This is a genomic window from Eisenbergiella sp. OF01-20 (assembly GCF_003478085.1).
In the GTDB taxonomy this organism is placed as follows: domain Bacteria; phylum Bacillota; class Clostridia; order Lachnospirales; family Lachnospiraceae; genus Eisenbergiella.
Map to the genome: position 1 here is coordinate 39,401 of NZ_QUES01000025.1, position 22,527 is coordinate 61,927.

Genomic DNA, 22,527 nt, shown 5'->3' on the forward strand with positions numbered 1-22,527 from the left:
TTTTTCTTGTAATTCTCAATGGACTCTAGTAAAATAGGAAAGTGACAGTGATTGTAAACCAATATTTAAAATAGGGTAACATATGGAAAAAGAGATGAAACAGGATATTATAAAAGCGCAGGATCTTACCTTTGACTATATCAGGCATGATGAAGAAGGGAACGAGGAAGGCGCTATACGGGCCGTGGATGGTGTGGACCTGGAGGTGAAGCAGGGGGATTTCATTGCGATCCTGGGCCATAACGGTTCCGGGAAGTCCACGCTTGCCAAGCACATCAACGCACTTTTGGTTCCCACCTCCGGCACGATATGGGTGGACGGGAAAATCACCTCGGAAGAAAGCAACGTATGGGATATCAGACAGGCTGCGGGGATGGTGTTCCAGAATCCGGACAACCAGATTATCGGGCAGGTGGTGGAAGAGGATGTGGGCTTTGGGCCGGAGAATATGGGGGTGCCCTCCGCGGAAATCTGGGAACGTGTGGAGGAAAGCCTGAAAGCGGTGGGTATGTATGAATACCGGAAATATTCGCCCAATAAGCTTTCGGGAGGCCAGAAGCAGCGGGTCTCCATAGCCGGCGTGCTGGCGATGCATCCCAAATGCATCGTGCTGGACGAGCCTACGGCGATGCTGGATCCCAGCGGACGCAAGGAAGTTATCCGGGCTGCCAGGGCGCTTAATGATGTGGAGAATGTTACGGTTATCCTTATAACCCATTACATGGAAGAGGTGATCCATGCGGATCAGGTGGTGGTGATGGATGAAGGCAGAGTGGTTATGAAAGGAACGCCCAGAGAGGTATTTTCCTGTGTGGATGAGCTGAAGGCCCTCCGGCTGGACGTACCCCAGGTGACTCTTCTTAGCTATGAGCTGAAGAAAGCCGGACTTCCTCTGCCTGACGGGATACTTACCACGGAAGAGCTGAAAGAGGAGCTGCTGAAAGTCAGATACCCTGCAGCAATCAGGGATTCTGCGGATATAACAGGGAGTAAGGAAAATGGCAATTAAACTGGAGCATGTGAATTATATTTACGGTGCGGACACGGAACTGTCCGTGGCTGCTTTGAAGGATGTGAGCCTTTCTATTGATGACGGGCAGTTTATCGGCCTTATCGGCCATACCGGTTCCGGGAAGTCCACCCTGGTACAGCATTTAAACGGCCTGCTGAAGGCTACGAGCGGTGCTATATATTATAATGGAAAGAATATTTATGAAAAAGATTATAATATGAAGGAACTGCGAAGCCGGGTCGGGCTTGTCTTCCAGTATCCGGAGCATCAGCTGTTTGAAATTGACGTTTTTTCCGACGTATGCTTCGGACCGAAGAACCTGGGGCTGTCCGGGGATGAGGTGGAAGCCCGCGCGGTGGAAGCCCTGGAGCTGGTGGGGATTGGGGAGGACTATTACAGACAGTCTCCTTTTGATCTGTCCGGGGGACAGAAAAGGAGGGTTGCCATCGCCGGCGTCCTTGCCATGAAGCCGGATATGCTGGTGCTGGACGAGCCTACGGCCGGCCTGGATCCCAGGGGAAGGGATGAAATATTGGGGGAAATTTCCCTGCTGCGTGAGAAAACCGGAATGACCATTGTACTGGTTTCCCACAGTATGGAGGATGTGGCGAACTATGTGAACCGCATCATTGTGATGAATAAGGGAAGCGTGATGTTTGACGAGGAACCGAAGAAGGTATTCGCGCACGTGAAGGAGTTGGAGGAAGTGGGGCTGGCCGCTCCCCAGGTTACCTATATTATGCATACGCTGAAGGAAGCGGGATTTGCAGTGGAGACGGACGCCACGACTTTGACGGAAGCCAGGGACGCTATTCTGGCAGCCTGCGGGCGCGGGAAGGAAAGAAAGCAATGTTAAGAGACATTACATTAGGACAATATTACCAGACGGAATCGGTAATCCACCGCCTGGATCCGAGAGTCAAGCTGATTGCAACGGTGGTATTTATCATTTCCCTGTTTGTTGTGACTGATTTCTGGGGATATCTGCTGGCGGCGTTGTTTCTGGCAGGAATGATCCGGCTATCCCATGTGCCTTTTAAATTTATGGTAAAAGGGATGAAGGCTATTTTGCTGCTTTTGATCCTCACGGTGGTATTCAACCTGTTTCTCACTCCCGGCGAACCTCTGCTTTCCCTGTGGAAGCTTACCATTACCAAAGAGGGCCTGCGTACGGCGGTGTTCATGGCGGTGCGCCTGAGCTTTCTGATTATCGGTTCTTCCGTAATGACGCTCACCACCACTCCCAATAATCTGACGGACGGCATGGAGAGCCTGCTGCGCCCTTTGAAAAAAATACATGTGCCGGTGCATGAAATATCCATGATGATGTCAATCGCCCTGCGTTTTATCCCTATCCTTCTGGAGGAGACGGATAAAATCATGAAAGCACAGATAGCCAGGGGAGCGGATTTTGAAAGCGGGAATCTCATCAATAAGGCGAAAAGTATGGTTCCTCTGCTGGTGCCGCTGTTTATTTCCGCATTCCGGCGGGCCAATGATCTGGCTATGGCAATGGAAGCCCGCTGTTACCGGGGCGGGGAAGGCAGAACGAAGATGAAGCCCCTTGTGTATAAAAAAAGGGATTATGCCGGCTTTGTAGTGCTGGGGCTGTATCTGGCTGCCGCTGTGCTGACCGTGCTGCTCCCATAGGGGAACGGTTCGGGCAGTTCGGAATGGTTATCCCATAGGGACAGGAAGGGAAGTTGTATGAAAAGAGTGATGCTGACAGTGGCCTATGACGGCACAAATTATCATGGCTGGCAGCTGCAGCCGAATGGAATCAGCATAGAGGAGGTCCTGAACGGATGCCTCACGGAGCTTTTGAAGGAACCGGTGCAGGTAATCGGAGCCAGCCGGACGGATTCCGGGGTGCATGCATACGGGAATATAGCTGTATTTGATACGCAGGCCCGTATGCCGGGGGATAAATTTTCCTATGCCCTGAACCAGCGTCTGCCGGAGGATATCCGGATCCGGGCTTCCAGGGAGGTGCCGCTCTCCTTTCATCCCAGAAAGACGGACAGTATAAAGACCTATGAATACCGGATATTAAATGAGGAGTTCCCCAATCCGGTGAAACGGCTGTACAGTCATTTCACCTATCTTCCTCTGGATGAAAAGAAGATGAATGAAGGGGCAAAGTTTCTTATAGGAGAACATGACTTCAAAAGCTTCTGCAGTGTAAATGCTCAGGTGGAATCCACCGTGCGCACCATTTACAGATGTGAGGTGCAAAGAGTAGGGACAGAGCTGGTCATCCGGATCAGCGGAGGAGGCTTTCTTTATAATATGGTACGTATTATCGCGGGGACTTTGATGGAGGTGGGAAACGGAAAATATCCGCCCGAAGCAATGGCTGATATCCTGAAGGCGAAGGAACGCACGGCAGCAGGGCCTACCGCTCCGGCCAGTGGACTTACCTTGATTTCTTATGAATTCCCTGAACTGAAGGAATCACCTGAACAGCAGGAAATATTGTAAATGGAAACGTACGTATCTGTACTTCTGGCTATGAAAAGGAGTGGACTATGAGGATAATGGTGGTAAACGATGATGGAATTGAGTCAGACGGGATCCGCAGGCTTGCCGGAATGGCGGCAGAGCTGGGTGAGGTATGGGTGGTGGCTCCCAGACATCAGTGCAGCGCCATGTCCCATTGTATAACCGTTTGGGGAAGCCTGCATGTGAAAGAAGAAAGCTTCCCTGTCCCCGGAGTGAAGGCATACAGTGTGGACGGAACTCCCGCCGATTGTGTGAAGGTGGGGATAAAGTATCTTCTGCCACAAAAGCCGGATATTGTATTTTCCGGGATAAACTGCGGCTATAATGTGGGAGCGGATATATTGTATTCCGGTACGGTGGGAGCCGCGATGGAAGCTTTGCTTAATGAAATTCCGGCAATTGCTTTTTCTGAGGAAAGAGGAGGAAGCGGCGCGGCTGCGGATACCCATCTGCTGCCGGTTGTCAGAAAGCTTTTGGCAAAGGAAATAGGAAAAGATGAAATATGGAATGTAAACTTCCCCGGCTGCCCTCCGGAAGAACTGCGGGGAATCTGCGAAAACCGTATTCCGGACAGGATCCCTTTTTTCCTGGATGATTACCGGGTGGAAGAGTGGGAAGATAAAAGCTTCTGCCTTTTTGTTTCCGGCAAAGCAGCACAGACGGCAGGAAAAGGAACGGATATGGAAGCGGTTCTGGAACGGTACATTTCCATTGGAAAAATCCGAAATGAGGTCCTCGGAAGCCGCAGGTTTCATGCAGCTTATCCGTGATTTCATCCCTCCAATATAAAGGCATATACCCCTGCTCCTCTGCGGATGCAAAATTGACTCCCCTGAGGGTCTTTAGAATTTTTTCACAAGGATACTTTCCTCCGGATTCCCGCTCCAATAGACGGTAGGAAAGAAGGGATAAAAACATATGAGAAAGTGGGCTTTAGTTTTTCTGTATCCGGATAATAGTGGATGACTGCCTCTTCCCCGGAAAACTTTCTGCCTGCCATAATCCAGCGGCCTGTCTGCATGAAAAGGGATCTGGACAGGCTTACTTTCTTTTTCCTCTTTAAAAGTCAGGTTTTCTTTTTTTACTTCTTCTTTTGCCCAGGCGATGACATCCCCACAGGAGCGGCCATGTTCGGTTAATCAATCGGACAGAGTACCCGGCTTGCGTACAATAACGGAGGTACTGCCCCCTTGTCATTGATAACGGATTTGGAGATGTAAAAGGATTCTGCATTTTTTGATTTGGGGATGGTCAGCTCCTTGGGCATTACTGCCTGATCCTCATTACACCAAATATTGCATTAAATACTGTATAATAAAACAAAATATTTGACAAAAAAGACCGGCGTTATGCGGTCTGCCAGTGTTTCTTGAAATTTTAACGGTCAAACTCCCGGGGCGGCACAGACGTTGTAATAAGGCGAAACTGTTACAATTATCTAATTCTACAAATTTAGAGTAGAAACAAGTCAAAAAATAATGTATAATTAAAAAAATGTCTATATGAGGAAGGAAGAGAGTTATGCCATTACTTAAATGCCCTAAATGTGGAAAAGAATTATCGGAAAAAGATGATTTATGTCCGGCCTGCGGTTATCCGATTAATAAGGAACCGCTTACAACCGATTCTCAGGAAACAAAGGTTACTGAAAGGAATGAACCACAAACGAAAACAATCAATAAAAAAAATAAGGCTAAGCTGATTATTCCGGTGGCTTTAGTTGTGGTGGTCATAGGTGTATTGGCGGGAGTTATTTATAACATTAAAGTATTGCAGCCACGAAAAATAGAAGCGGAAAACAGAGCTATTTATGAAGAAGCAATGGAACTTCTTGAAAGCGGGAAATATAGTAAAAGTGCAGAATTATTTCAATATATAGCAGGGTATGAAGATGTTGATGAAATGCTTGAGAATATAGAGAAAATATTGCATGTTGTTGGAAAGTGGACGGGTGTGGCAATCTATATGAATGATCAAGTTGCTAAGATTGAAAATGGCTCTACAGAGGCCATCATTAATGAGGATAATACGTTTACGTTTACAGTTAATGAAGACACTGTTACGGGTGTATGGGTTGAAGCGGATTCCAGTAAGCTTGAGAACGGAGATACGGCATATAATTTTATTACCGATGAGGCTGAAAAATTAGGTACGGGTATACTGCAAAATACCGAAGGCAATACCTTCCAATTATTAATAGCCTATGATGATGCAAACATATGGATAATATATGAAAAGTAGAAAATAAAATAATGAAAAGGCTTCTCAACCGGGAAGCTTTTTTATTATGAAAATTGTATATGGGTCTCCGTTCTGTCTTCTGTTGTTGCCCGGCTGTCCTTAGATACCTATGAGGTTCCGTACCTGCAGACGGGCAGCGGCAGAAGGCAGAACCGTTACGAATATCGGACTTAATACGATTGTACAAAAAAGGGCGTCTGGTTTATAATCCTGTCTTTGACAGCCGCTGAGACAATAAACCGCCGTAATCCCTGAATCTTCAAGGCTTACAGCGGTTTTTTTTGTTTTACAAAGTATAGTAATTTATTCCCTTCCTTTGCTTTTTTCTGGATCGTATTCATTAGACTTCTGGTCAGATATTGGAATTGAGTCCTCTGAGGATCGTTAGATTCTCTTCACAAGAATAAATCCCCCTAATTTTCGCTCCAACAGACGGTAGGAAAGAAGGCCCGGTAGTCATCATGAAGTTCTTAGGAAGGCGGTTCGAGGAATTTCTGGGCGGCCAGAAAAGAAAAGTGTTTACTGGTAGCTTTCAGGATTGTTTTAAAATTTAACTGTCAAACTCCCAGGGTCCTCGGAAGCCGTTCGGGGGGACAAATAATCTGATAGGCTGGGTTTCGGTGTGAAAAGGCCGATTTTATGCGAATTTTCTTAAGAAAAGATATTGACACGCGCGGATGCGTATAATATAATAACTCAATGTGACGATGTTGAAAAATGTCTTACCAAAGCCCCGGAAAGACATTTTGATATAAATAATATGTGGAAAACCCCAATTCCCAGGGTGAGTACATGTGAGCCAGTCATGCGGATCAGAGGATCCAAATCCGTACAAATCGATGGAGGTACACTATGAAGACATTTATGGCTAATCCGGCTAAGATTGATAGAAAATGGTATGTTGTTGATGCAGAAGGCCAGACACTGGGCCGCCTGGCATCCGAGATTGCCAAGGTTTTAAGAGGAAAGAACAAACCGGAGTTCACTCCTCATATTGACACAGGCGATTACGTAATCGTAATCAATGCAGAGAAAATTCAGGTAACCGGAAAGAAAATGGATCAGAAGATCTATTATCATCACTCCGATTACGTTGGAGGTATGAAAGAAGTTACCCTGAAAGAAAAAATGGCTAAGAAACCGGAACAGGTTATTGAACTGGCTGTTAAGGGTATGCTCCCCAAGGGACCTTTAGGAAGACAGATGTACACCAAGCTTCACGTGTATGCAGGACCGGAGCACAAGCATGAAGCTCAGAAACCTGAAGTACTGACATTTTAATCCAAAGGAATCTATTAAGGAGGAAATAGAAAATGGCTAACGCAGCAAAATATTACGGAACTGGCAGAAGAAAAAAATCTATCGCAAGAGTATATCTGGTACCTGGAAAAGGTGACATTACTATTAATAAAAGACCCATCGATGAGTACTTCGGACTGGAAACTCTGAAGGTTATCGTTCGTCAGCCTATGGCAGCAACCGACACAGACGGCAAGTTTGATGTTCTGGTTAATGTAAAGGGCGGCGGATATACAGGACAGGCAGGCGCTATCAGACATGGTATCGCAAGAGCCCTTCTGGAAGCAGACGCTGAGTTCAGACCCACCCTCAAAAAGGCTGGTTATCTGACACGTGACCCTCGTATGAAAGAAAGAAAGAAATACGGCCTCAAAGCAGCACGTCGTGCGCCTCAGTTCTCAAAGAGATAATCAAACGCATATTTACAATGCATGGAAACCCACAAACTCAATGTTTGTGGGTTTTTTTCAAATATAAATTATAGTATACTTACAATGATAAGTTACATGGGTAGGGATGATATTGTACAAGATAGAAAACATCAAGGAAATGAATGCATTTAAGAAAATAGCGGTTACCAAGCTGCTTGTTGGGAGAGTTGTCTGGTGATTGTCATAAATGTTTTCTGTTATAAATGCACGGAATGCAGTAATAAAAGGGGCTTTATCATCAAGAGAATTGGGAATTATCGAGAGACCGAAAGGCGGAAGACCAATAAATAGAATTAACCCATTAATTTAGTAAGATGCAGTAAGCTGTTTCCCAAATGGGTACCCATTCGAATGTGCAGTCAAGTTTGCAAGTATGTGGTAAAATAAATTTGTTCAGATACGATTGTTGTTAGTTATGACAGGAACCTAATTTATAAAATCGGAGGATCATTCACATGACCGAAAAACAACAAAATGCATTAAATACCATTCTAACGGCTTTGCCGGAAGATTGCCGAGAAAGTTATCAGGAGATTGCTGAGTATGCTATTTCATTAGGTTATATGCCTGTTCTTAAAGGTAGCCGCAGGGATTACGCGGATTTTATTAACTCTAAGTTAAAAAGAACAATATTAAAAATAAACACAAACCCGGATTACCGTTGGATAGCAATAAAGTTTTATGCTCTTTCGGAATATAAGGGCATTTTTCAAGATGCCATTGATGAAAGACTTAGCTATTGGAACAAGTTGGGATATGAGGCTAAATGCTTTGGGTGCGGCAAATGTGATGGTACGCATGGCTATAAATGTATCACGCAAAGTGGTGCACAAGGCTTTCTGTGCGGTTTTGGAGTAGTTCCAATTCCTACATTTAAAGCCGAAAACATAGAAGAAGTAAAAGAAGCCATTAAAATACAGGACGAGTTTTTTAATAGGTAAACAACCTCGCATCATGGACAAATAGCGTAAGCAGGAGCAGCAGAGCCGGCCAGTTCTGTCAACGATAAAATAAACGGCTGCGGCTATGCGGCATTCAGCGTGCGTTTGATGGGGCTTGGGATTTATTTATGTATACTGATAATATGCGTTTTGACAGCGTAACAAAGCATTTTGTTGTTTTTGAATTCAGATAAGGCGGAAACAAAAGGACAGAAAGGAATCAGGGTATGGATGTGAATCATATCAAACAGGTAAAGCTGGAAATATATACACCTGCAGAATATATAGGAGAGCTGAGGGATTCCCTTACGGCACTGGGTGCTTGTAAAATCGGCAGCTATGATCACGTGATATCCTGGCAGGAAACAAAGGGCTGCTGGAGGCCGTTAGAGGACAGCAATCCGTTTCAGGGAGAAAAAGGCCGTATCTGTACCGGGGAAGAAGTGAAACTGGAAGCACTCTGCCCGATTGCACTCGTCCCCGGGGCGTTGAAAATTATCCGATCCATCCATCCTTATGAGGAACCTGTTATACATATAATCCCTCTTATAAATGACTGGTTTGAGTGAAAGAGCGGGTAACGGTTCAGACTCGTCAGAACGGTTACAGGAACGGAATTTATTCTTCAAGAAAGGATACCCAGCGTGTATCGATGCGTTTGGACACCCGGAGATTGGTATTGAACTTTGTCCGGGAACAGGCGTTGCGGTATTCGCTTGGTGTTATCCCCTCATTTTGTTTAAACAGCCTCATCAGGTACTTTTCGTCATCAAAGGAAACGTACCGGGCAATTTCTTTAATTGATTTATCTGACGATACAAGAACTTCTTTTACAATTTCCAATTTAACCTGAATAATATAGTGCTTCAGGGAGATACCCAGCTTTTCGTGGAAGAGATGGGAAAGATAATCCGGATTATAGTTAAAACGGTCTGCAATTTCTGATACTGTTATTTTCATGCAGGCATTTACCCGGATCCACTGGAGGATTTCCTGAAGGCGCTGGTGGTTTTTCCCCGCAGAATAGGAGGAAAAATTATCTGCGGCCTGGGTGGACAGTTCAAGCAAAAGGCAGCCCATCAGGTTATGCAGGATCGCTTTGGGGTATTCCGGGCAGCATCGGTAGTTGAGAAGCTGCTGGCTGAAAATAATGGCCCTGGAGGAATTCACAAGATGGAAAGCCTGTGGGATAAGCAGTGTGTCTGTCTCTGTCCCCGGCTGAAGCATCAGCTGATAACGGCTGAGAGCTTCGGGCTGCGAAAGCAGCCTGCAGGCACCAGTCATGTCAAAATGGCACCAGAAGTACGTCAGATTCCTGGAAGGGATAAGCCCGGATATGGGGACACCGGGAAGAATGAGCATGGTATCCCTGGGCTTTATGGTACATGCTGCTTCCCCCACCCTGATATGAAGGGAACCCTCCATTCCAATCAGAAGGAGATATTCCTCATTTGTACGGTTGGCATGCAGAAAAGGAAGGGTTGATACCAATTTTCCGCAGTCTGTAAATTGCGGGATGCCATTCAATTCTAAAAACATAATATACCTCGGAAAAATCCACCTATTATAGGAATTTATTCGTTTGTTTTTTCTTCTTAATCTATTATATTGTAGATAGCATATAAAATATTTTATAGAAAACTGCAGCAACTGTCACATATCTATTGTATGTATTGCATGAAAATATGTCAATGGATTTTATCTGGCCAGGTGGATAAATATGTTGATTTTGCACAACGGTTCAGGCTTGTCTGAACGGTTACGATTGCGCGCAGCATTTGTTTTGTGTAGCGATGTGGAGGCTATTTACAATGGGAGAAAGGAAATCTTTATGAAAAAAGCAGGGATCATAACGGTGATTTTGTTAACGGCAGGACTTCTGGGATGTGGAAATGCAACGGCGGATCCGGCAGGGAGCAGCGGTGCCATGGCTTCGGAAACGGCAAACGGCGGGAGCGGGACGGGAAAGGTGCAGGTGGAATTCCTGCAGGGAAAACCGGAAAGCGTGGATGCCTATGAGGAAGTAATCCGTCTGTTTGAACAGGAAAACGATGAAATTGATGTGGAGCAGGTCAACCTGCCGGATACTTATACGGTATTGACCACCCGTCTTAGCAGTGAAGAATATCCGGATTTGTTCAATCATTTTCCGCTCCGGCCTGATTTTGAGGTGCTCGCACAAAGCGGACAGGTGCTGGAACTTACAGGAGACGGATATTTGAAGCATGTGAATCCGAGTATTCTTGAAATGTCAAAAACGGAAGAGGGAAAGGTATATGCCCTTCCGTTAACCATCAATACTATGGGACTTTACATAAACAAGGAATTACTGGATGCATACGGCCTCTCCGTACCTTCGACCTATGAGGAACTGATTGCAATGCTGGAAACGGCAGCAGATAAAGAAAACGGCAGGTTCCTGTTTGCATGTAAAGATACATGGACTCTGTGGCAGATGATGGATCGTCTGCTGGGACAGCTGTATATGAATTCAGGAAACGATTTTGCCGCAGATTTTGCTGCAATAGGAAGAGGAGACAAGAAAGCGGAGGATATTCCGGAAATAGTCAGAGCCGCACAGCAGATGCTGGAGTTGTTTTCTTTTTCCCAGGAGGATCCTTTCGGTACCAGTTTCCCTCAGATGTGCGATGACTTTGCCAATGGAAGGGGGATTGCGTTTTTCCAGGGTACCTGGGCCTACCCGAATATCAAAAAGGTGAATCCGGATCTGGATTTTATATTCGTTCCGTTACCGGCGGAAGAGGGCCAGAAGGCTTATCTTTCCATGAATATTGATATTGGCCTTTGTATACCGGAGGGGAGTAAAAACATAGATGGAGCCAAGAAATTTCTTGCGTTCATATCCACGCCGGAAAATGCCCAGGTATTCAATGATGCAGACGGCTCCATGTCCTGTATTACAGGGGTCAAAAATAATATTGCGGAGTTTACGGATGCCTACCGAATGATTGATCAGGGGGACGTGTACGAAATGATGTCTAATATGTGGCCTGTCAACTATAATACAACATTGATGGATTATATCTCAGCCATGCTTTTGAACCGGGACCTGGAAGGTTATTTAAAGGATGTGGATATGATAACACCCGATTTCTATCAGTAATATTACATAGTATTCCTCATGGAATAGAAAATGGGATAATCACAAGTTTTTGTGGGATTATCCCGAGGCTAAGGAGAATTATTATGCGAAAAAGAGAAAAAGAAGCCACTTTCTTTTTGTTTTCCCTTCCGGCTGTATTATGCTATGGAGTCTTTTTCATATTACCGCTGATTCTGGGACTTTATTACAGCCTTACAGACTGGAACGGTATTGACAGGGGCTTTCAGTTTATCGGCATGGAAAATTATTGGAAGATACTGACGGACAGGAAATCCTATTCTTCCATTTTGTTTACGATAAAGTATGCGGTTTTGCTAAGTGCTTTGATATTGCTGATTTCTTTGGTTTTGGGACTGCTGCTGAATCAAAAGGTAAAGGGAATAAAATTTATAAAAACGGTGTATTTTTTTCCTGCGGTAATGAGTCCAATCATCATAGGACTGATATTCAATGAGATTTATTACAGGGCACTGCCGGCACTGGGAAAGGCGGCAGGTATCGGTATATTAAGTAAAAGCCTTGTTTCGGATACCAAAACGGCAATATGGGCAATTCTGATAGCCAATATATGGCAGGCAGTGGCGATCCCTACTGTTATAATAATCGCGGGGCTTCAGTCCATTTCCCAGGAACTGTATGAGGTGGCGGCAATTGACGGGGCAGGATGGGGGAGACGGTTTTTAAGTATAACCCTGCCGTTCCTGGCACCTACGCTTACCATAGTCCTGGTTCTTGCAGTAAAAGATGGCTTTCTTGTATTTGATTATATTCTGGCTATAACCGGAGGCGGGCCGGCGGGCTCGACAAATTCCATCGGTACCTTTATTTATCAGACCGCATTTGAGAGCTTTAATTACAGCTATGCTGTAGCAAATTCAGTAGTACTGTTTATCCTGATAGCCCTGTTTGGTTTTCTGCAGATACGGGTTATGGGCTTTGTAGAGGCAAAGGAATCATGACAGAGGCGGAAAGGGAAGGATTATTATGAAGAGCAATAGAAATAAAGCAGGGAAAAATCTGCTGATCCTGCTGGCTTTGCTTCCGGGTATTTTACTTATTATTTTTCCAATGTATATTACAGTGGTTACGGCTTTAAAGACGCCTCAGGAATCTGGGAGCAGCTTCTTTGCCCTGCCCTCTGCATGGTATTGGGGGAATTTTGTATCGGTACTGAACAAAAGCTATTATTTCCGGTACATATGGAATACGGCAGTCATATTGGTCTGTTCAGTAACTGTTGAATTATTGATTGTTCCTATGGCAGCCTACAGCATACAGCGGAATAACAGAAAGTATTACCGTTTTTTATATACCTTTATTGTATGCGGGCTTTTTGTTCCTTTTCAGGTCCGGATGGTATCCCTGGTTCAAATGATGAGCCAGCTTCATCTGATGTCAAAGCTGGGAATGGTCTTTTTATATCTGGCAGCTACCACACCTCCGGGGGTGTTTCTGATAACAGGCTATCTTAAGTCGGTACCTGCCGAAATTGAAGAGGCGGCATATATGGATGGAAGCAGTTATGGGGCGACCTATTTCCGTGTGGTTTTCCCTCTTTTGAAACCTATTTTATCCACCTTGCTGATTAAGGATTCCCTGTTCATATGGAATGATTTCCAGCTTCCGTTAATTATTCTGAACGGAAGCACCAAAAGCTGGACGCTGCAGCTGTTTCAGTATAATTTTAAGTCACAGTATTCCTTTGATTATAACCTTGCTTTTGCCTCATTCGTAATGACAATGCTTCCAATATTGGTGCTTTATGTCTTGATACAAAAGAATATAGTGGCCGGTTTGTCGGCAGGGGCCGTAAAGGGCTAGGTGTGGCGGGCGGACATGTGCATGCACCATGTGCATACACCATGTTTTACCCCGTATGCTTAGGGAATAACGGCGTGAAATTGAGAATAACAGAAGGGAAAAACAATGAACATTTTATATTTACTCACAGATCAACTGCGGTATGATGCATTGTCCTGCAATGGGGCGCCTGTATGCAGAACACCGGCAATTGACGGGCTGGCGGAGAGAGGGACGAATTTTACCAGTGCCTATTCTGCAAATGCACTCTGCACGCCGGCAAGGGCCAGTATCCTGACAGGGGTATATCCACATATGCACGGCCAGCTGGCTAATATGGGGAATTTTAACGGTGTGTTTGACCGTCAGGTATTGAACTGGAAGGGATATTCCTGTTATCTGAAAAGGAGAGGATATCAAACCGGATACATTGGTAAGTGGCATCTGCCGGAGGAAGGAAATAAGGAAATATGGAGCTTTGATGCCTGGGATACGGAGAGGGATTATGATCAGTACCTGCAAGAGAAAGGAATTTCTTACGATATGGGAGTCAGTGAGGTGCAGCATCTGGAATGGGGAGAGGAAGCGCCTTTCTGCGGGCCCTCGGTGCTCGGTGCACAGGATCATCACGACGGCTGGGTGGCGGAGAGAGCCTGCCGGATGCTGGAAACCTTTGCCGGGGAGCAGGAGCCTTTTATGCTGTGCGCTGCGTTTCATGGGCCGCACTTCCCTTATGCAGTTCCCGAACCCTTCTGCGGCATGTATAGGCCGGAGGATGTGCCCAAATGGGTCAATTTTGGAGAGACTTTCCAGGATAAGCCTGTTGTCCAGCAGAAAGAGCTGATGCGGTGGAATACGGCCCAGCTGACGTGGAAGGACTGGCAGAAGGTTATTGCTGCCTATTGGGGCTATTGCAGCTATCTGGACAGCCTGACGGGACAGATACTGGGAAAACTGGAGGAACTGGGACTGACGGAGAACACTATGGTTGTTTTTTCCACCGATCACGGGGATATGCTGGGATCCCACCGGTTGTTTAATAAAGGATTTAATATGTATGAAGAGGATCATCACATTCCGCTGATCATTTCCTGTCCGGGAAAGGCGGAAGGGATTTCCATGGATCCTTTTGTGAATACGGTGGATTTGATGCCTACGTTCCTGGATGCGGCGGGGTGTGAGATACCAAGCGGAGTGCAGGGAAAATCACTGATGCCTTTGCTGGAAGGAAGGGTACCCCAGGGCTGGAGACAGGAGTCCTTCAGTGAGTTCAACGGCTATGAATCCACCCTCCTCACAAGCAGAATGGTACGTACCAGAAAGTGGAAGTATGTGTATAATCCCTTCGGACAGGATGAGCTTTATGATATGGAAAGCGATCCGGGAGAACTGCAAAATCTGGCAGAATTGCAGGGGTTTGTCCATGTGCTGCGCAGGATGCGGAAAAAAATGCTGGGCTGTCTGCGGGAATACAAAGACAGCATTGCAGAGGTTACTTCATGGCAGAGCAACTCCTATGGACTGTTTATATCAGACAGGGAGGAGTAACAGAATAAGGGGAAAGGAAACAGGCTTTCAGGCGGACAAAAGGATATCCGTCCGGGGGCCTGTTTTGTAACAATCCAAATCTGTCTGAACCTTTACTGTTCACTCCGCGGCCGGTAAAGGTTCCCCTTACAGCAGAAAAGCTTCCGCAAAAGTGTATTGCATAATGACAAAGAGGTGTGTTATGTTAGGAAAAGAAAATGGACAGGAGGTATGTATTATGCTGGAAACAGGAAAGAAGGCGCCGGAGTTCACGTTGAAGAATCAGGAGGGGGAGGATGTGTCCCTGAAGGATTTCCTGGGGAAAAAGGTGATTCTCTATTTTTATCCGAAGGATAACACCCCGGGCTGTACCACCCAGGCCTGCTCGTTCGGGGATATGTATCCCCAGATACAGGAAAAAGGTGCGGTGGTGCTTGGAGTCAGTAAGGACAGTGTGGCATCCCATAAAAAATTTGCGTTAAAATACAGTCTTCCCTTTACGCTTCTTTCGGATCCGGAACTGGAGGTCATACAGAAATACGACGTATGGCAGGAAAAGAATATGTACGGTAAGAAGGTCATGGGGGTGGTGCGTACCACGTATCTGATTGATGAACAGGGGATTATCAGGGAAGCTTTTACGAAGGTTAAGGCCGGTGAAAATGCGGCCCAGATGTTGGGAACGCTGTAGAGGGTATTTGAACATTTATTCCCGCAATCGGTGTGTCCCGCTTCGCGCGGAAAGTGATTTTTAAACACATGCTGGTGCGGCGGGAAGGGAGAATTTGGCATACCGGACACCGCGAAGATTCTCGGGAAGATCTTTCAAGATCGGTAAGAACGCTAAAAAAGCCTTGTTCTTTACTCCATATATGTTAAAATATAACGAGAAGTAGTTTTGCCACGCAGCATATGGGAGGTAAGCATAATGGCTATTATTGATGTCGTAAAATTCGATGGTCTGCGTTCGAGAGACTGGCTTGTTTACAAGTTTCCGTCCGATTCGTTGGTTTTTGGCACCAGGCTGATTGTTAATGAAGGGCAGGTTGCCGTGTTCGTAAAGGGCGGCCAGGTCTGTGATTTGTTCTATCCGGGTTCCTATATTCTGGATACGGAAAATCTTCCTGTTTTATATCATATTTTTAATCTTCCCTATGGAGGGGAAACACCTTTTACGGCAGAGGTTTATTTTATCAATACCAAAACCAAGCTGGATATCGCCTGGGGGACATCCGACCCGATCCAGCTGATTGATCCGAAATATTTTGTGAAGCTGCGGATCCGGGCCTTTGGGCAGATGGGACTGAAGCTTATGGATTACAGTGTGTTTTTCCGGGAGCTGATCGGTTCCATGAACCAGAATGATATCGTCAGTTTTGATAAAATCAAGCTGTTTTACCGGGGTATGGTGGTAACCAAAGTGAAATCCATTATTTCGGAGATGATTCTGGCTGAGAAAATATCCGCTTTGGAGATATCCGCCCACCTGGATGATATTTCCGATAAATGCAAGGAAGAGATTTCCGAAGAATTCCTGAAATATGGGTTTAATGTGGTTAACTTTTTCGTGCAGTCCATTAATTTCCCGGACGATGATTTTGCCACAATCAATAAGATCTTAGAGGACAAGGCAGCCTTTGAAATTATGGGGGACGGCCGTTATGTGACCAAGAGAAGCTTCGATGTATATGAAGGCGCTGCCAATAACAATAACGGGGTGGCGGGTGCGTTTGCGGCCGGAGGAATCGGCGCAGGGGTAGGAATGAATGTGGCCCAGGCAGCAGGCGGCATGGCTCCTGCCATGAATGCGGGGCAGATGATGATCTGTCCGAAATGCGGAGATAAATCTGTACTGGGGAGCAAGTTCTGCAATAGCTGCGGAGCGCCGCTTCAGGTGGAAAAAAAGCGCTGCCCCAGCTGCGGGAAAGAAAATGACGGAGATGCCAAGTTCTGTGATGAGTGCGGCTTCAGCCTGCAGGAACGTATCTGTGAATGCGGGGCAAAGCTTCCTCCGGGAGCGAAATTCTGCAATGAATGCGGAAGGAAAATACAGTAAATAATTCCTGTAATTGGAATGGGAAAACAGGATAAAGCGTAGTAAAATAAGAAGAACGGAGGATTTTATTATGAATGAGTTAAAATGTCCCCAATGCGGGGCACCCGTAGATCCGGGCGCAACAGAATGCAGATACTGCGGAGAAAGGCTTTCCATGCAACAGTCGGAACAGCCTGATTTCGGGGCGCAGCAGGAAAATTACCAGGCAGGCCCCGCCTATGGCGATGGTTACCAGCAGGGACCGGCGTATGGAGATACTTTCCAGGGAGGACCACAGCCGAATTCCTATCAGGGGCAGCCTCAGGTTTACCAGGTACCGCCCCAGTCCCAGGGCTATCAGCAGCCTATGCCGGGCTATTACAACAATCCGGCCATCGATCCGTCCTGGCCGGTAAAGAGTAAGGTATGTGCGGGACTTCTCGGGCTTTTTCTGGGAGGAATCGGAATACATAAGTTTTATCTGGGCAAGGTAGGAATGGGGATCCTGTATTTGTGCTTCTGCTGGACCTATATTCCTGCTATTGTTGGTTTTATTGAGGGGATTATTTATCTTTGCTCCTCTGACGAGAACTTTATGCTGAAGCACCGCGTAAGGGTAAAATAATGTGCGTAAGATAATGAAAAGAAGCTACCGTCTGCTTATGTCAGGGTTATTCCTTTTTGCTTTCATACGGGCGTATCGATGGGAGCGGTATGTATCCGGGCTGCAAGAGTACCGGAAGGAATGAGACGGAATAGAAACAAAGGAGCATTCGTCAAGGAAAAGGGTTTTTACTCTTCGTTTGGCGGATGCTCTTTTCAGTTGTTTTTATTCCAGCGGGGTTATTGTTCACGGCCTTGTGCCTGCTGTCCGGTGGTTATGCCTGCCCGTCCATTTACCTTTGCGGAGAGGAATGCTTATGGATGCCTGCAAAAAAGGATTGACAGTTTGGCATTGATAAAGTATCATAATTATATTCTTATTATCAGAACATGGAAGAACACTTTTTGGAAGGAATCTGTTACTCGAACTTTTTACAGATTCGGAATGAGTGGAATTGCCTGAGGTTCTGAATCAGATTTCTTTTTTTAATTCAGGCTGTATCAGCCAACCATTTTCTTTTTTTATATCCAAAAGAATTGCTTTTTAATCGGGATATCTCTATAATGTTCTATATAAAGCACATATCTTTTGGATTTAACAACATACCAAAAGGAGGACATGTGCTTATATGTCAAACGAAAAGGATCTGGCAGTAACGAAATTTCTGGAAAGACCGGAGAATTTCAGTGATTTGTTTAATGGTTCCCTTTTTCAGGGGAAGCAGGTAATAAAAGCGGACAGGCTTGAAAACCTGCCGGGAGAGTCCGCCCTTTCTTTTACGGATAAGAAGGGAAAAAAGGTATCGGTCAGAAGATACCGGGATGTGATTCGTAAAGCATCCGGCGACACCGCCTATGCTGTTTTTGCGGTGGAAGGGCAGGGGGAAACCCATTATGCCATGCCGGTGCGGGAGATGCTTTATGATGCCATGAATTATGCAGGACAGGTAAAAGAGCTTTCAGAGAGGCACCGCAGGGAAAGGGATTACCGGGACAGTGCGGAATTCCTGTCCGGCCTGCTGCGGGAAGACAGACTGATGCCGGTTATTACCATTTGTCTTTATTACGGGACGAAGGAATGGGAGGGGCCTCTGGATCTTTTTAATATGCTGAATATTCCGGAAGAATATGAGGATATGAAGCCGTTCATGACAAATTACAAGGTGAATCTGGTACAGGCATCCAATGTGGATCCGGAAAATTTCAGGACGGATTTGAAAATTATTTTCACCCTTCTGTCGATGGCGGGAGATGGGAAGAAAATGAAAAAATATATCCGGGAGCGCCCGGAAGAGTTCGGGCATATCCCGTATGAAACATATGATTGCCTGAGAGAGCTTCTGCACGTTGATAAGTGGCGGAAAGCGGATCAGGAAAACGGGAAAGGGGAAGTGGATATGTGTAAAGCACTGGAAGAGATTGCAGAGATGGCAAAGCAGGAAGGCGTCCAGCAGGGGATCCTTCTGGCGAAAAAAGTAATCCGTTATGCCCAGGAAGGCAGGAGTGCGGAGGAAATAGCGGGAATCTGCGGGATTCCTGTTGATGAGGTGCGTGAAATTACGGAGTAGTGTAACAGTTCAGACAGGTCTGTACTGTTATGGAGGCGTAACACATTATCTGAAAACCGAAAACACATTTTCTGAAAACCAAAATGGGGTTGACAAATCAAGAAAGAAGTGTACAATGAAGTGGCACAAATAAATAAGGCTGCTACCCGATAGGTGAGGCTACTACAGGGATACGGACTGCTGCCGCGAAATTGTGGAGACACAATGAGTTGGTTTGAACAGGTCATATCGAACACAAGGTATGACATAACGCAGTTACATCGCCCTGTAAAGCTAAAGCTCAGGCGGTTATTTGGGAACAAAATGTCCTCATCCGATCACCGGATTGCTTTATCACCTTGCAGGTGGATATCCGTGATTGGATGGGGATTTTTTAGCCTTAAGACAAAATTAGCGACAGGAAAGAGGTGAGAAAAATGGAACCCGGAGGTAGTAAGGGCATAAAACCGAAACGAAAAAGGGAAAAGGCTTATGGACGGGTTCTGTTTTTTTTACCCGTTTAAAAGCGGTTTATCCCGCGGAAACCCGGCGGGGCACAGGCTGTCTTGCGGGAGGCCGCATGATAGAAATATTTGAACAGGCGTCTAAACAACGTCTTTCGGTTTGTGTCTTACTTCCAGTAACAGTTGGGTGCAGCTACAGGCATCCGGACATTATAGAAATGGAGGTACAGGCCAATGAGAAGTATCAGAAAATTTGTTTTTTTCCGTATCATCGGAGAAAAGGAGGATAGCAGAAGAAGTGTAAGAGAACAATCCGCAGCGAGGCTGCTGTATGGCGACGGCCATACGCAGGAGGAGATATGCTCCTTTCTGGAAAGCTCGGTAGAGGGGATGGAAACCGGCAGGGTGGAAAATTCCCGCAGGAAATATGGCCGGAATGTGGTGTCCGGGGGAACGGAAAATTCACTGGCACACCGTATTTTCCATGCTTTTATAAATCCGTTTACTGCCATTCTTCTTGTCCTTGCGGGGGTATCCGCATATACGGATATTATTCTGGCGCAGCAGGGGGAAAAGAATGGGGTTACGGTAGGCATTATCGCGGCGATGGTATTGATTTCCGGACTGCTCCGTTTTGCACAGGAAACAAAAAGCGGTAATGCTGCGGAAAAGTTATCGGAAATGATACGTTCCACTGCCGCCGTTACACGTATCGGGGAAAAGGGGAGGCCTATTACGGAGGAAATCCCCATGGAGGAACTGGTAGTAGGGGATGTGGTACAGGTTTCGGCGGGGGATATGCTTCCTGCTGACATCGTATTGCTTGCCGCCAAGGACTTATTTATCAGCCAGTCCGCGCTTACCGGAGAGAGCGAGCCGGTGGAAAAACGGGCAGGAGCGGACCGGAAGGAACGGGCTTTGACGGAATATGCAAATCTGGCTTTTATGGGGAGTAATGTAATCAGCGGAAGCGGCAGAGGGATTGTTGCCGCAACAGGGGACGGTACCCTGCTGGGAAGTATGGCAGGTGCGCTGACGGAACAAAGCGGAAAAACTTCGTTTGAAAAAGGGGTGAATTCGGTATCCCTGATTTTAATCCGTTTTATGTTATGTATGGTTCCTGTTGTGCTTTTCCTGAATGGGTTTACTAAAGGGAACTGGATGAATGCGGCGTTATTCGCCATTTCCATCGCCGTTGGGCTTACCCCGGAAATGCTCCCCATGATAGTGACCACCTGTCTTGCCAAGGGTGCGGCGGCTATGTCGTCCAAAAAAGTGGTCATCCGTAATTTGAACGCCATTCAGAATATGGGAGCCATGGATATACTCTGCACGGATAAAACCGGTACGTTGACCCGGGATAAGGTGGTGCTGGAATATCACCGGAACCTTGCGGGGCAGGAGGACGAAAGAGTACTGCGTCATGCCTTTTTGAACAGCTATTACCAGACGGGCTTAAAAAACCTGATGGATATCGCAATTATGGAAAAAGCCGGGGAGCTGGCCGGAGGAAACGGCTCACCGGAAGAATTGGAAAAAGAGTATACCAAAACGGATGAGATTCCTTTTGATTTTGAACGCCGCAGGATGAGCGTGGTAGTCACGGATAAAAAGGGGAAAACCCAGATGATAACCAAAGGGGCGGTGGAAGAAATGCTGGAAATCTCTGCTTATGTGGATTACCGGGGGGAAATCCTTCCTTTGACGGCGCAGAGAAAGGCCGGGATCTTACGGCAGGCCGCGGAGTACAATGCCAAGGGACTCCGGGTGATTGCTGTGGCACAGAAAACGAATCCGGCACCTGCAGGGGCTTTTTCCGTGCAGGATGAAGCGGATATGGTGTTGATGGGATATCTGGCGTTTCTGGATCCGCCCAAGGAAACAACGGCTGCCGCGCTGAAGGCGCTGCGTGATCGCGGCGTGGGGGTAAAAATCCTGACAGGGGATAACGAGAGGGTAACCTGTTCGGTATGCGCCCAGGTGGGGATGGATACGGCACATATTCTCACCGGTACGGATTTGGAGGCCATGACGGATGAGCAGCTGGGCGGGGAAGCTGAAAAAACAGCGGTATTTGCAAAGCTGTCTCCGGAGCAGAAGGCGAGGGTCGTGAAGGTACTCCGGGGAAACGGCCACGTGGTGGGATATATGGGAGACGGGATCAACGACGCGGCTGCTATGAAAGTGTCGGATGCCGGGATATCCGTGGATACGGCGGTGGATATTGCCAGGGAAAGCGCCGATGTGGTGCTTTTGAATAAAGATTTGCTGGTTCTGGAGGACGGCATCCGGGAAGGCAGAAAAATCTATGGAAATATGATTAAGTATATCAAGATGACGGCATCTTCCAATTTTGGAAATATGTTTTCCGTTTTGGCGGCCAGTGCGTTTCTTCCGTTCCTTCCCATGGCTTCCATCCAGCTGATTCTGCTGAACCTGATCTATGATATCTCCTGTACGGCTATCCCTTGGGACAACGTGGATGAGGAATTCCTGAAAAGACCCCGCGCCTGGGATGCTTCTGACCTGGGGAGGTTCATGCTGATCATAGGGCCGGTGAGTTCCGTCTTTGATATCCTGACTTTCCTGCTGATGTATTTTGTTATCTGCCCGGCGGTGAGCGGCGGGCTGTATTATCATCAGATTACGGATCCCGCCGCACGGATGCTGTTTACCGCCGTATTCCAGGCGGGCTGGTTCGTGGAATCCATGTGGAGCCAGACGCTTGTGATTCATATGATACGGACGCAGAAAATTCCGTTCCTCCAGAGCCGGGCATCCCTGCCGGTTACGCTTCTCACTTTTGCGGGTATCGCAGGGCTTACGGCGATTCCGTTCACACCGTTCGGAAAAGCTATTGGGCTGGCGGCCCTGCCTGCCGTGTATTTCGTCTTGCTGGGAGCGATTGTGATATGCTATATGCTCCTGGCAACGGCGGCCAAGAAATTCTATGTGAGACGGTATGGGGAACTTTTATGATACAGAGAAGTTGATCTATGGT

General features: G+C 46.5%; 20 protein-coding genes, 1 pseudogene and 1 riboswitch. Of the genes and pseudogenes, 19 read left to right on the plus strand and 2 right to left on the minus strand.

The features are described 5' to 3' along the window. The first annotated feature begins 82 nt into the window (after window positions 1-82). Genes DXA36_RS22830 through surE form a run of 5 tightly spaced genes read left to right on the plus strand, consistent with a single transcriptional unit; the run spans window position 83 to window position 4,284 of the window. The gene (locus tag DXA36_RS22830) at window positions 83-1,009 is read left to right on the plus strand and encodes an energy-coupling factor transporter ATPase (RefSeq protein WP_118681742.1); all 927 of its coding nucleotides are present in this window, start codon (window positions 83-85) and stop codon (window positions 1,007-1,009) included. Further along, window positions 999-1,868 carry an energy-coupling factor transporter ATPase gene (locus DXA36_RS22835; RefSeq protein ID WP_118681743.1) on the plus strand — a complete coding sequence of 290 codons (870 nt, stop codon included), beginning with the start codon at window positions 999-1,001 and terminating at the stop codon, window positions 1,866-1,868. The genes DXA36_RS22830 and DXA36_RS22835 overlap by 11 nt, the downstream gene beginning before the upstream one ends. Continuing rightward, a complete protein-coding gene (locus DXA36_RS22840) occupies window positions 1,862-2,662 on the plus strand; it encodes an energy-coupling factor transporter transmembrane component T family protein (RefSeq protein ID WP_118681744.1) in 801 nt (266 codons plus the stop codon). The genes DXA36_RS22835 and DXA36_RS22840 overlap by 7 nt, the downstream gene beginning before the upstream one ends. 57 nt (window positions 2,663-2,719) lie before the next feature. Next, window positions 2,720-3,493, plus strand: a complete 774-nt coding sequence (gene truA / locus DXA36_RS22845) for a tRNA pseudouridine(38-40) synthase TruA (protein WP_118681745.1) — start codon at window positions 2,720-2,722, stop codon at window positions 3,491-3,493. A gap of 47 nt (window positions 3,494-3,540) precedes the next feature. Continuing rightward, window positions 3,541-4,284, plus strand: a complete 744-nt coding sequence (gene surE / locus DXA36_RS22850) for a 5'/3'-nucleotidase SurE (RefSeq protein WP_118681746.1) — start codon at window positions 3,541-3,543, stop codon at window positions 4,282-4,284. 204 nt (window positions 4,285-4,488) lie between these two features. Here surE and DXA36_RS34450 read toward each other — a convergent pair. Then, window positions 4,489-4,781: pseudogene (locus DXA36_RS34450) on the minus strand (IS1634 family transposase); the annotation flags it as partial. A gap of 254 nt (window positions 4,782-5,035) precedes the next feature. Between DXA36_RS34450 and DXA36_RS22855 the strand changes: the two are divergent. The 5 genes from DXA36_RS22855 (at window position 5,036) to DXA36_RS22875 (ending at window position 8,995) form a co-directional block, all read left to right on the plus strand. Continuing rightward, window positions 5,036-5,755 carry a zinc ribbon domain-containing protein gene (locus DXA36_RS22855; protein WP_118681747.1) on the plus strand — a complete coding sequence of 240 codons (720 nt, stop codon included), beginning with the start codon at window positions 5,036-5,038 and terminating at the stop codon, window positions 5,753-5,755. Window positions 5,756-6,607: 852 nt separating this feature from the next. Further along, window positions 6,608-7,036 carry a 50S ribosomal protein L13 gene (rplM, locus tag DXA36_RS22860; protein WP_118681748.1) on the plus strand — a complete coding sequence of 143 codons (429 nt, stop codon included), beginning with the start codon at window positions 6,608-6,610 and terminating at the stop codon, window positions 7,034-7,036. A 32-nt stretch (window positions 7,037-7,068) separates the two neighbouring features. Beyond that, window positions 7,069-7,464, plus strand: a complete 396-nt coding sequence (rpsI, locus tag DXA36_RS22865) for a 30S ribosomal protein S9 (RefSeq protein WP_118681749.1) — start codon at window positions 7,069-7,071, stop codon at window positions 7,462-7,464. A 476-nt stretch (window positions 7,465-7,940) separates the two neighbouring features. After that, window positions 7,941-8,426, plus strand: a complete 486-nt coding sequence (locus DXA36_RS22870; protein ID WP_118681750.1) for a hypothetical protein — start codon at window positions 7,941-7,943, stop codon at window positions 8,424-8,426. A gap of 227 nt (window positions 8,427-8,653) precedes the next feature. Continuing rightward, window positions 8,654-8,995: a cytochrome C biogenesis protein gene (locus DXA36_RS22875; protein ID WP_118681751.1), complete on the plus strand. Its 342-nt coding sequence runs from the start codon at window positions 8,654-8,656 to the stop codon at window positions 8,993-8,995. 49 nt (window positions 8,996-9,044) lie between these two features. Here DXA36_RS22875 and DXA36_RS22880 read toward each other — a convergent pair whose 3' ends face one another. Beyond that, on the minus strand, window positions 9,045-9,965 hold the full coding sequence (locus DXA36_RS22880) for a helix-turn-helix transcriptional regulator (RefSeq protein ID WP_118681752.1): 921 nt from the start codon (window positions 9,963-9,965) through the stop codon (window positions 9,045-9,047). Window positions 9,966-10,257: 292 nt separating this feature from the next. Here DXA36_RS22880 and DXA36_RS22885 point away from each other — a divergent pair, with 292 nt between their 5' ends. From DXA36_RS22885 to mgtA, 9 genes are all read left to right on the plus strand, one after another. Beyond that, a complete protein-coding gene (locus DXA36_RS22885) occupies window positions 10,258-11,550 on the plus strand; it encodes an ABC transporter substrate-binding protein (protein WP_182479220.1) in 1,293 nt (430 codons plus the stop codon). An 83-nt stretch (window positions 11,551-11,633) separates the two neighbouring features. Next, complete coding sequence (locus DXA36_RS22890; RefSeq protein WP_118681754.1) at window positions 11,634-12,509, plus strand: carbohydrate ABC transporter permease; 876 nt, start codon at window positions 11,634-11,636, stop codon at window positions 12,507-12,509. Between the two features lie 25 nt (window positions 12,510-12,534). Continuing rightward, window positions 12,535-13,371, plus strand: a complete 837-nt coding sequence (locus tag DXA36_RS22895) for a carbohydrate ABC transporter permease (protein ID WP_118681755.1) — start codon at window positions 12,535-12,537, stop codon at window positions 13,369-13,371. 105 nt (window positions 13,372-13,476) lie between these two features. Then, window positions 13,477-14,898, plus strand: a complete 1,422-nt coding sequence (locus DXA36_RS22900) for a sulfatase-like hydrolase/transferase (protein ID WP_118681756.1) — start codon at window positions 13,477-13,479, stop codon at window positions 14,896-14,898. Between the two features lie 217 nt (window positions 14,899-15,115). Next, window positions 15,116-15,568: a thioredoxin-dependent thiol peroxidase gene (bcp, locus tag DXA36_RS22905; RefSeq protein WP_118681788.1), complete on the plus strand. Its 453-nt coding sequence runs from the start codon at window positions 15,116-15,118 to the stop codon at window positions 15,566-15,568. Window positions 15,569-15,805: 237 nt separating this feature from the next. Beyond that, window positions 15,806-16,933 carry an SPFH domain-containing protein gene (locus DXA36_RS22910; protein ID WP_118681757.1) on the plus strand — a complete coding sequence of 376 codons (1,128 nt, stop codon included), beginning with the start codon at window positions 15,806-15,808 and terminating at the stop codon, window positions 16,931-16,933. Between the two features lie 70 nt (window positions 16,934-17,003). Then, on the plus strand, window positions 17,004-17,537 hold the full coding sequence (locus DXA36_RS22915; RefSeq protein WP_118681758.1) for an NINE protein: 534 nt from the start codon (window positions 17,004-17,006) through the stop codon (window positions 17,535-17,537). Between the two features lie 607 nt (window positions 17,538-18,144). Continuing rightward, window positions 18,145-19,083: a hypothetical protein gene (locus tag DXA36_RS22925; RefSeq protein ID WP_118681760.1), complete on the plus strand. Its 939-nt coding sequence runs from the start codon at window positions 18,145-18,147 to the stop codon at window positions 19,081-19,083. Between the two features lie 138 nt (window positions 19,084-19,221). Continuing rightward, a riboswitch (M-box (ykoK) riboswitch) is annotated at window positions 19,222-19,379 on the plus strand. Between the two features lie 381 nt (window positions 19,380-19,760). Continuing rightward, on the plus strand, window positions 19,761-22,505 hold the full coding sequence (gene mgtA, locus DXA36_RS22930) for a magnesium-translocating P-type ATPase (protein ID WP_118681761.1): 2,745 nt from the start codon (window positions 19,761-19,763) through the stop codon (window positions 22,503-22,505). Window positions 22,506-22,527 lie beyond the last annotated feature (22 nt).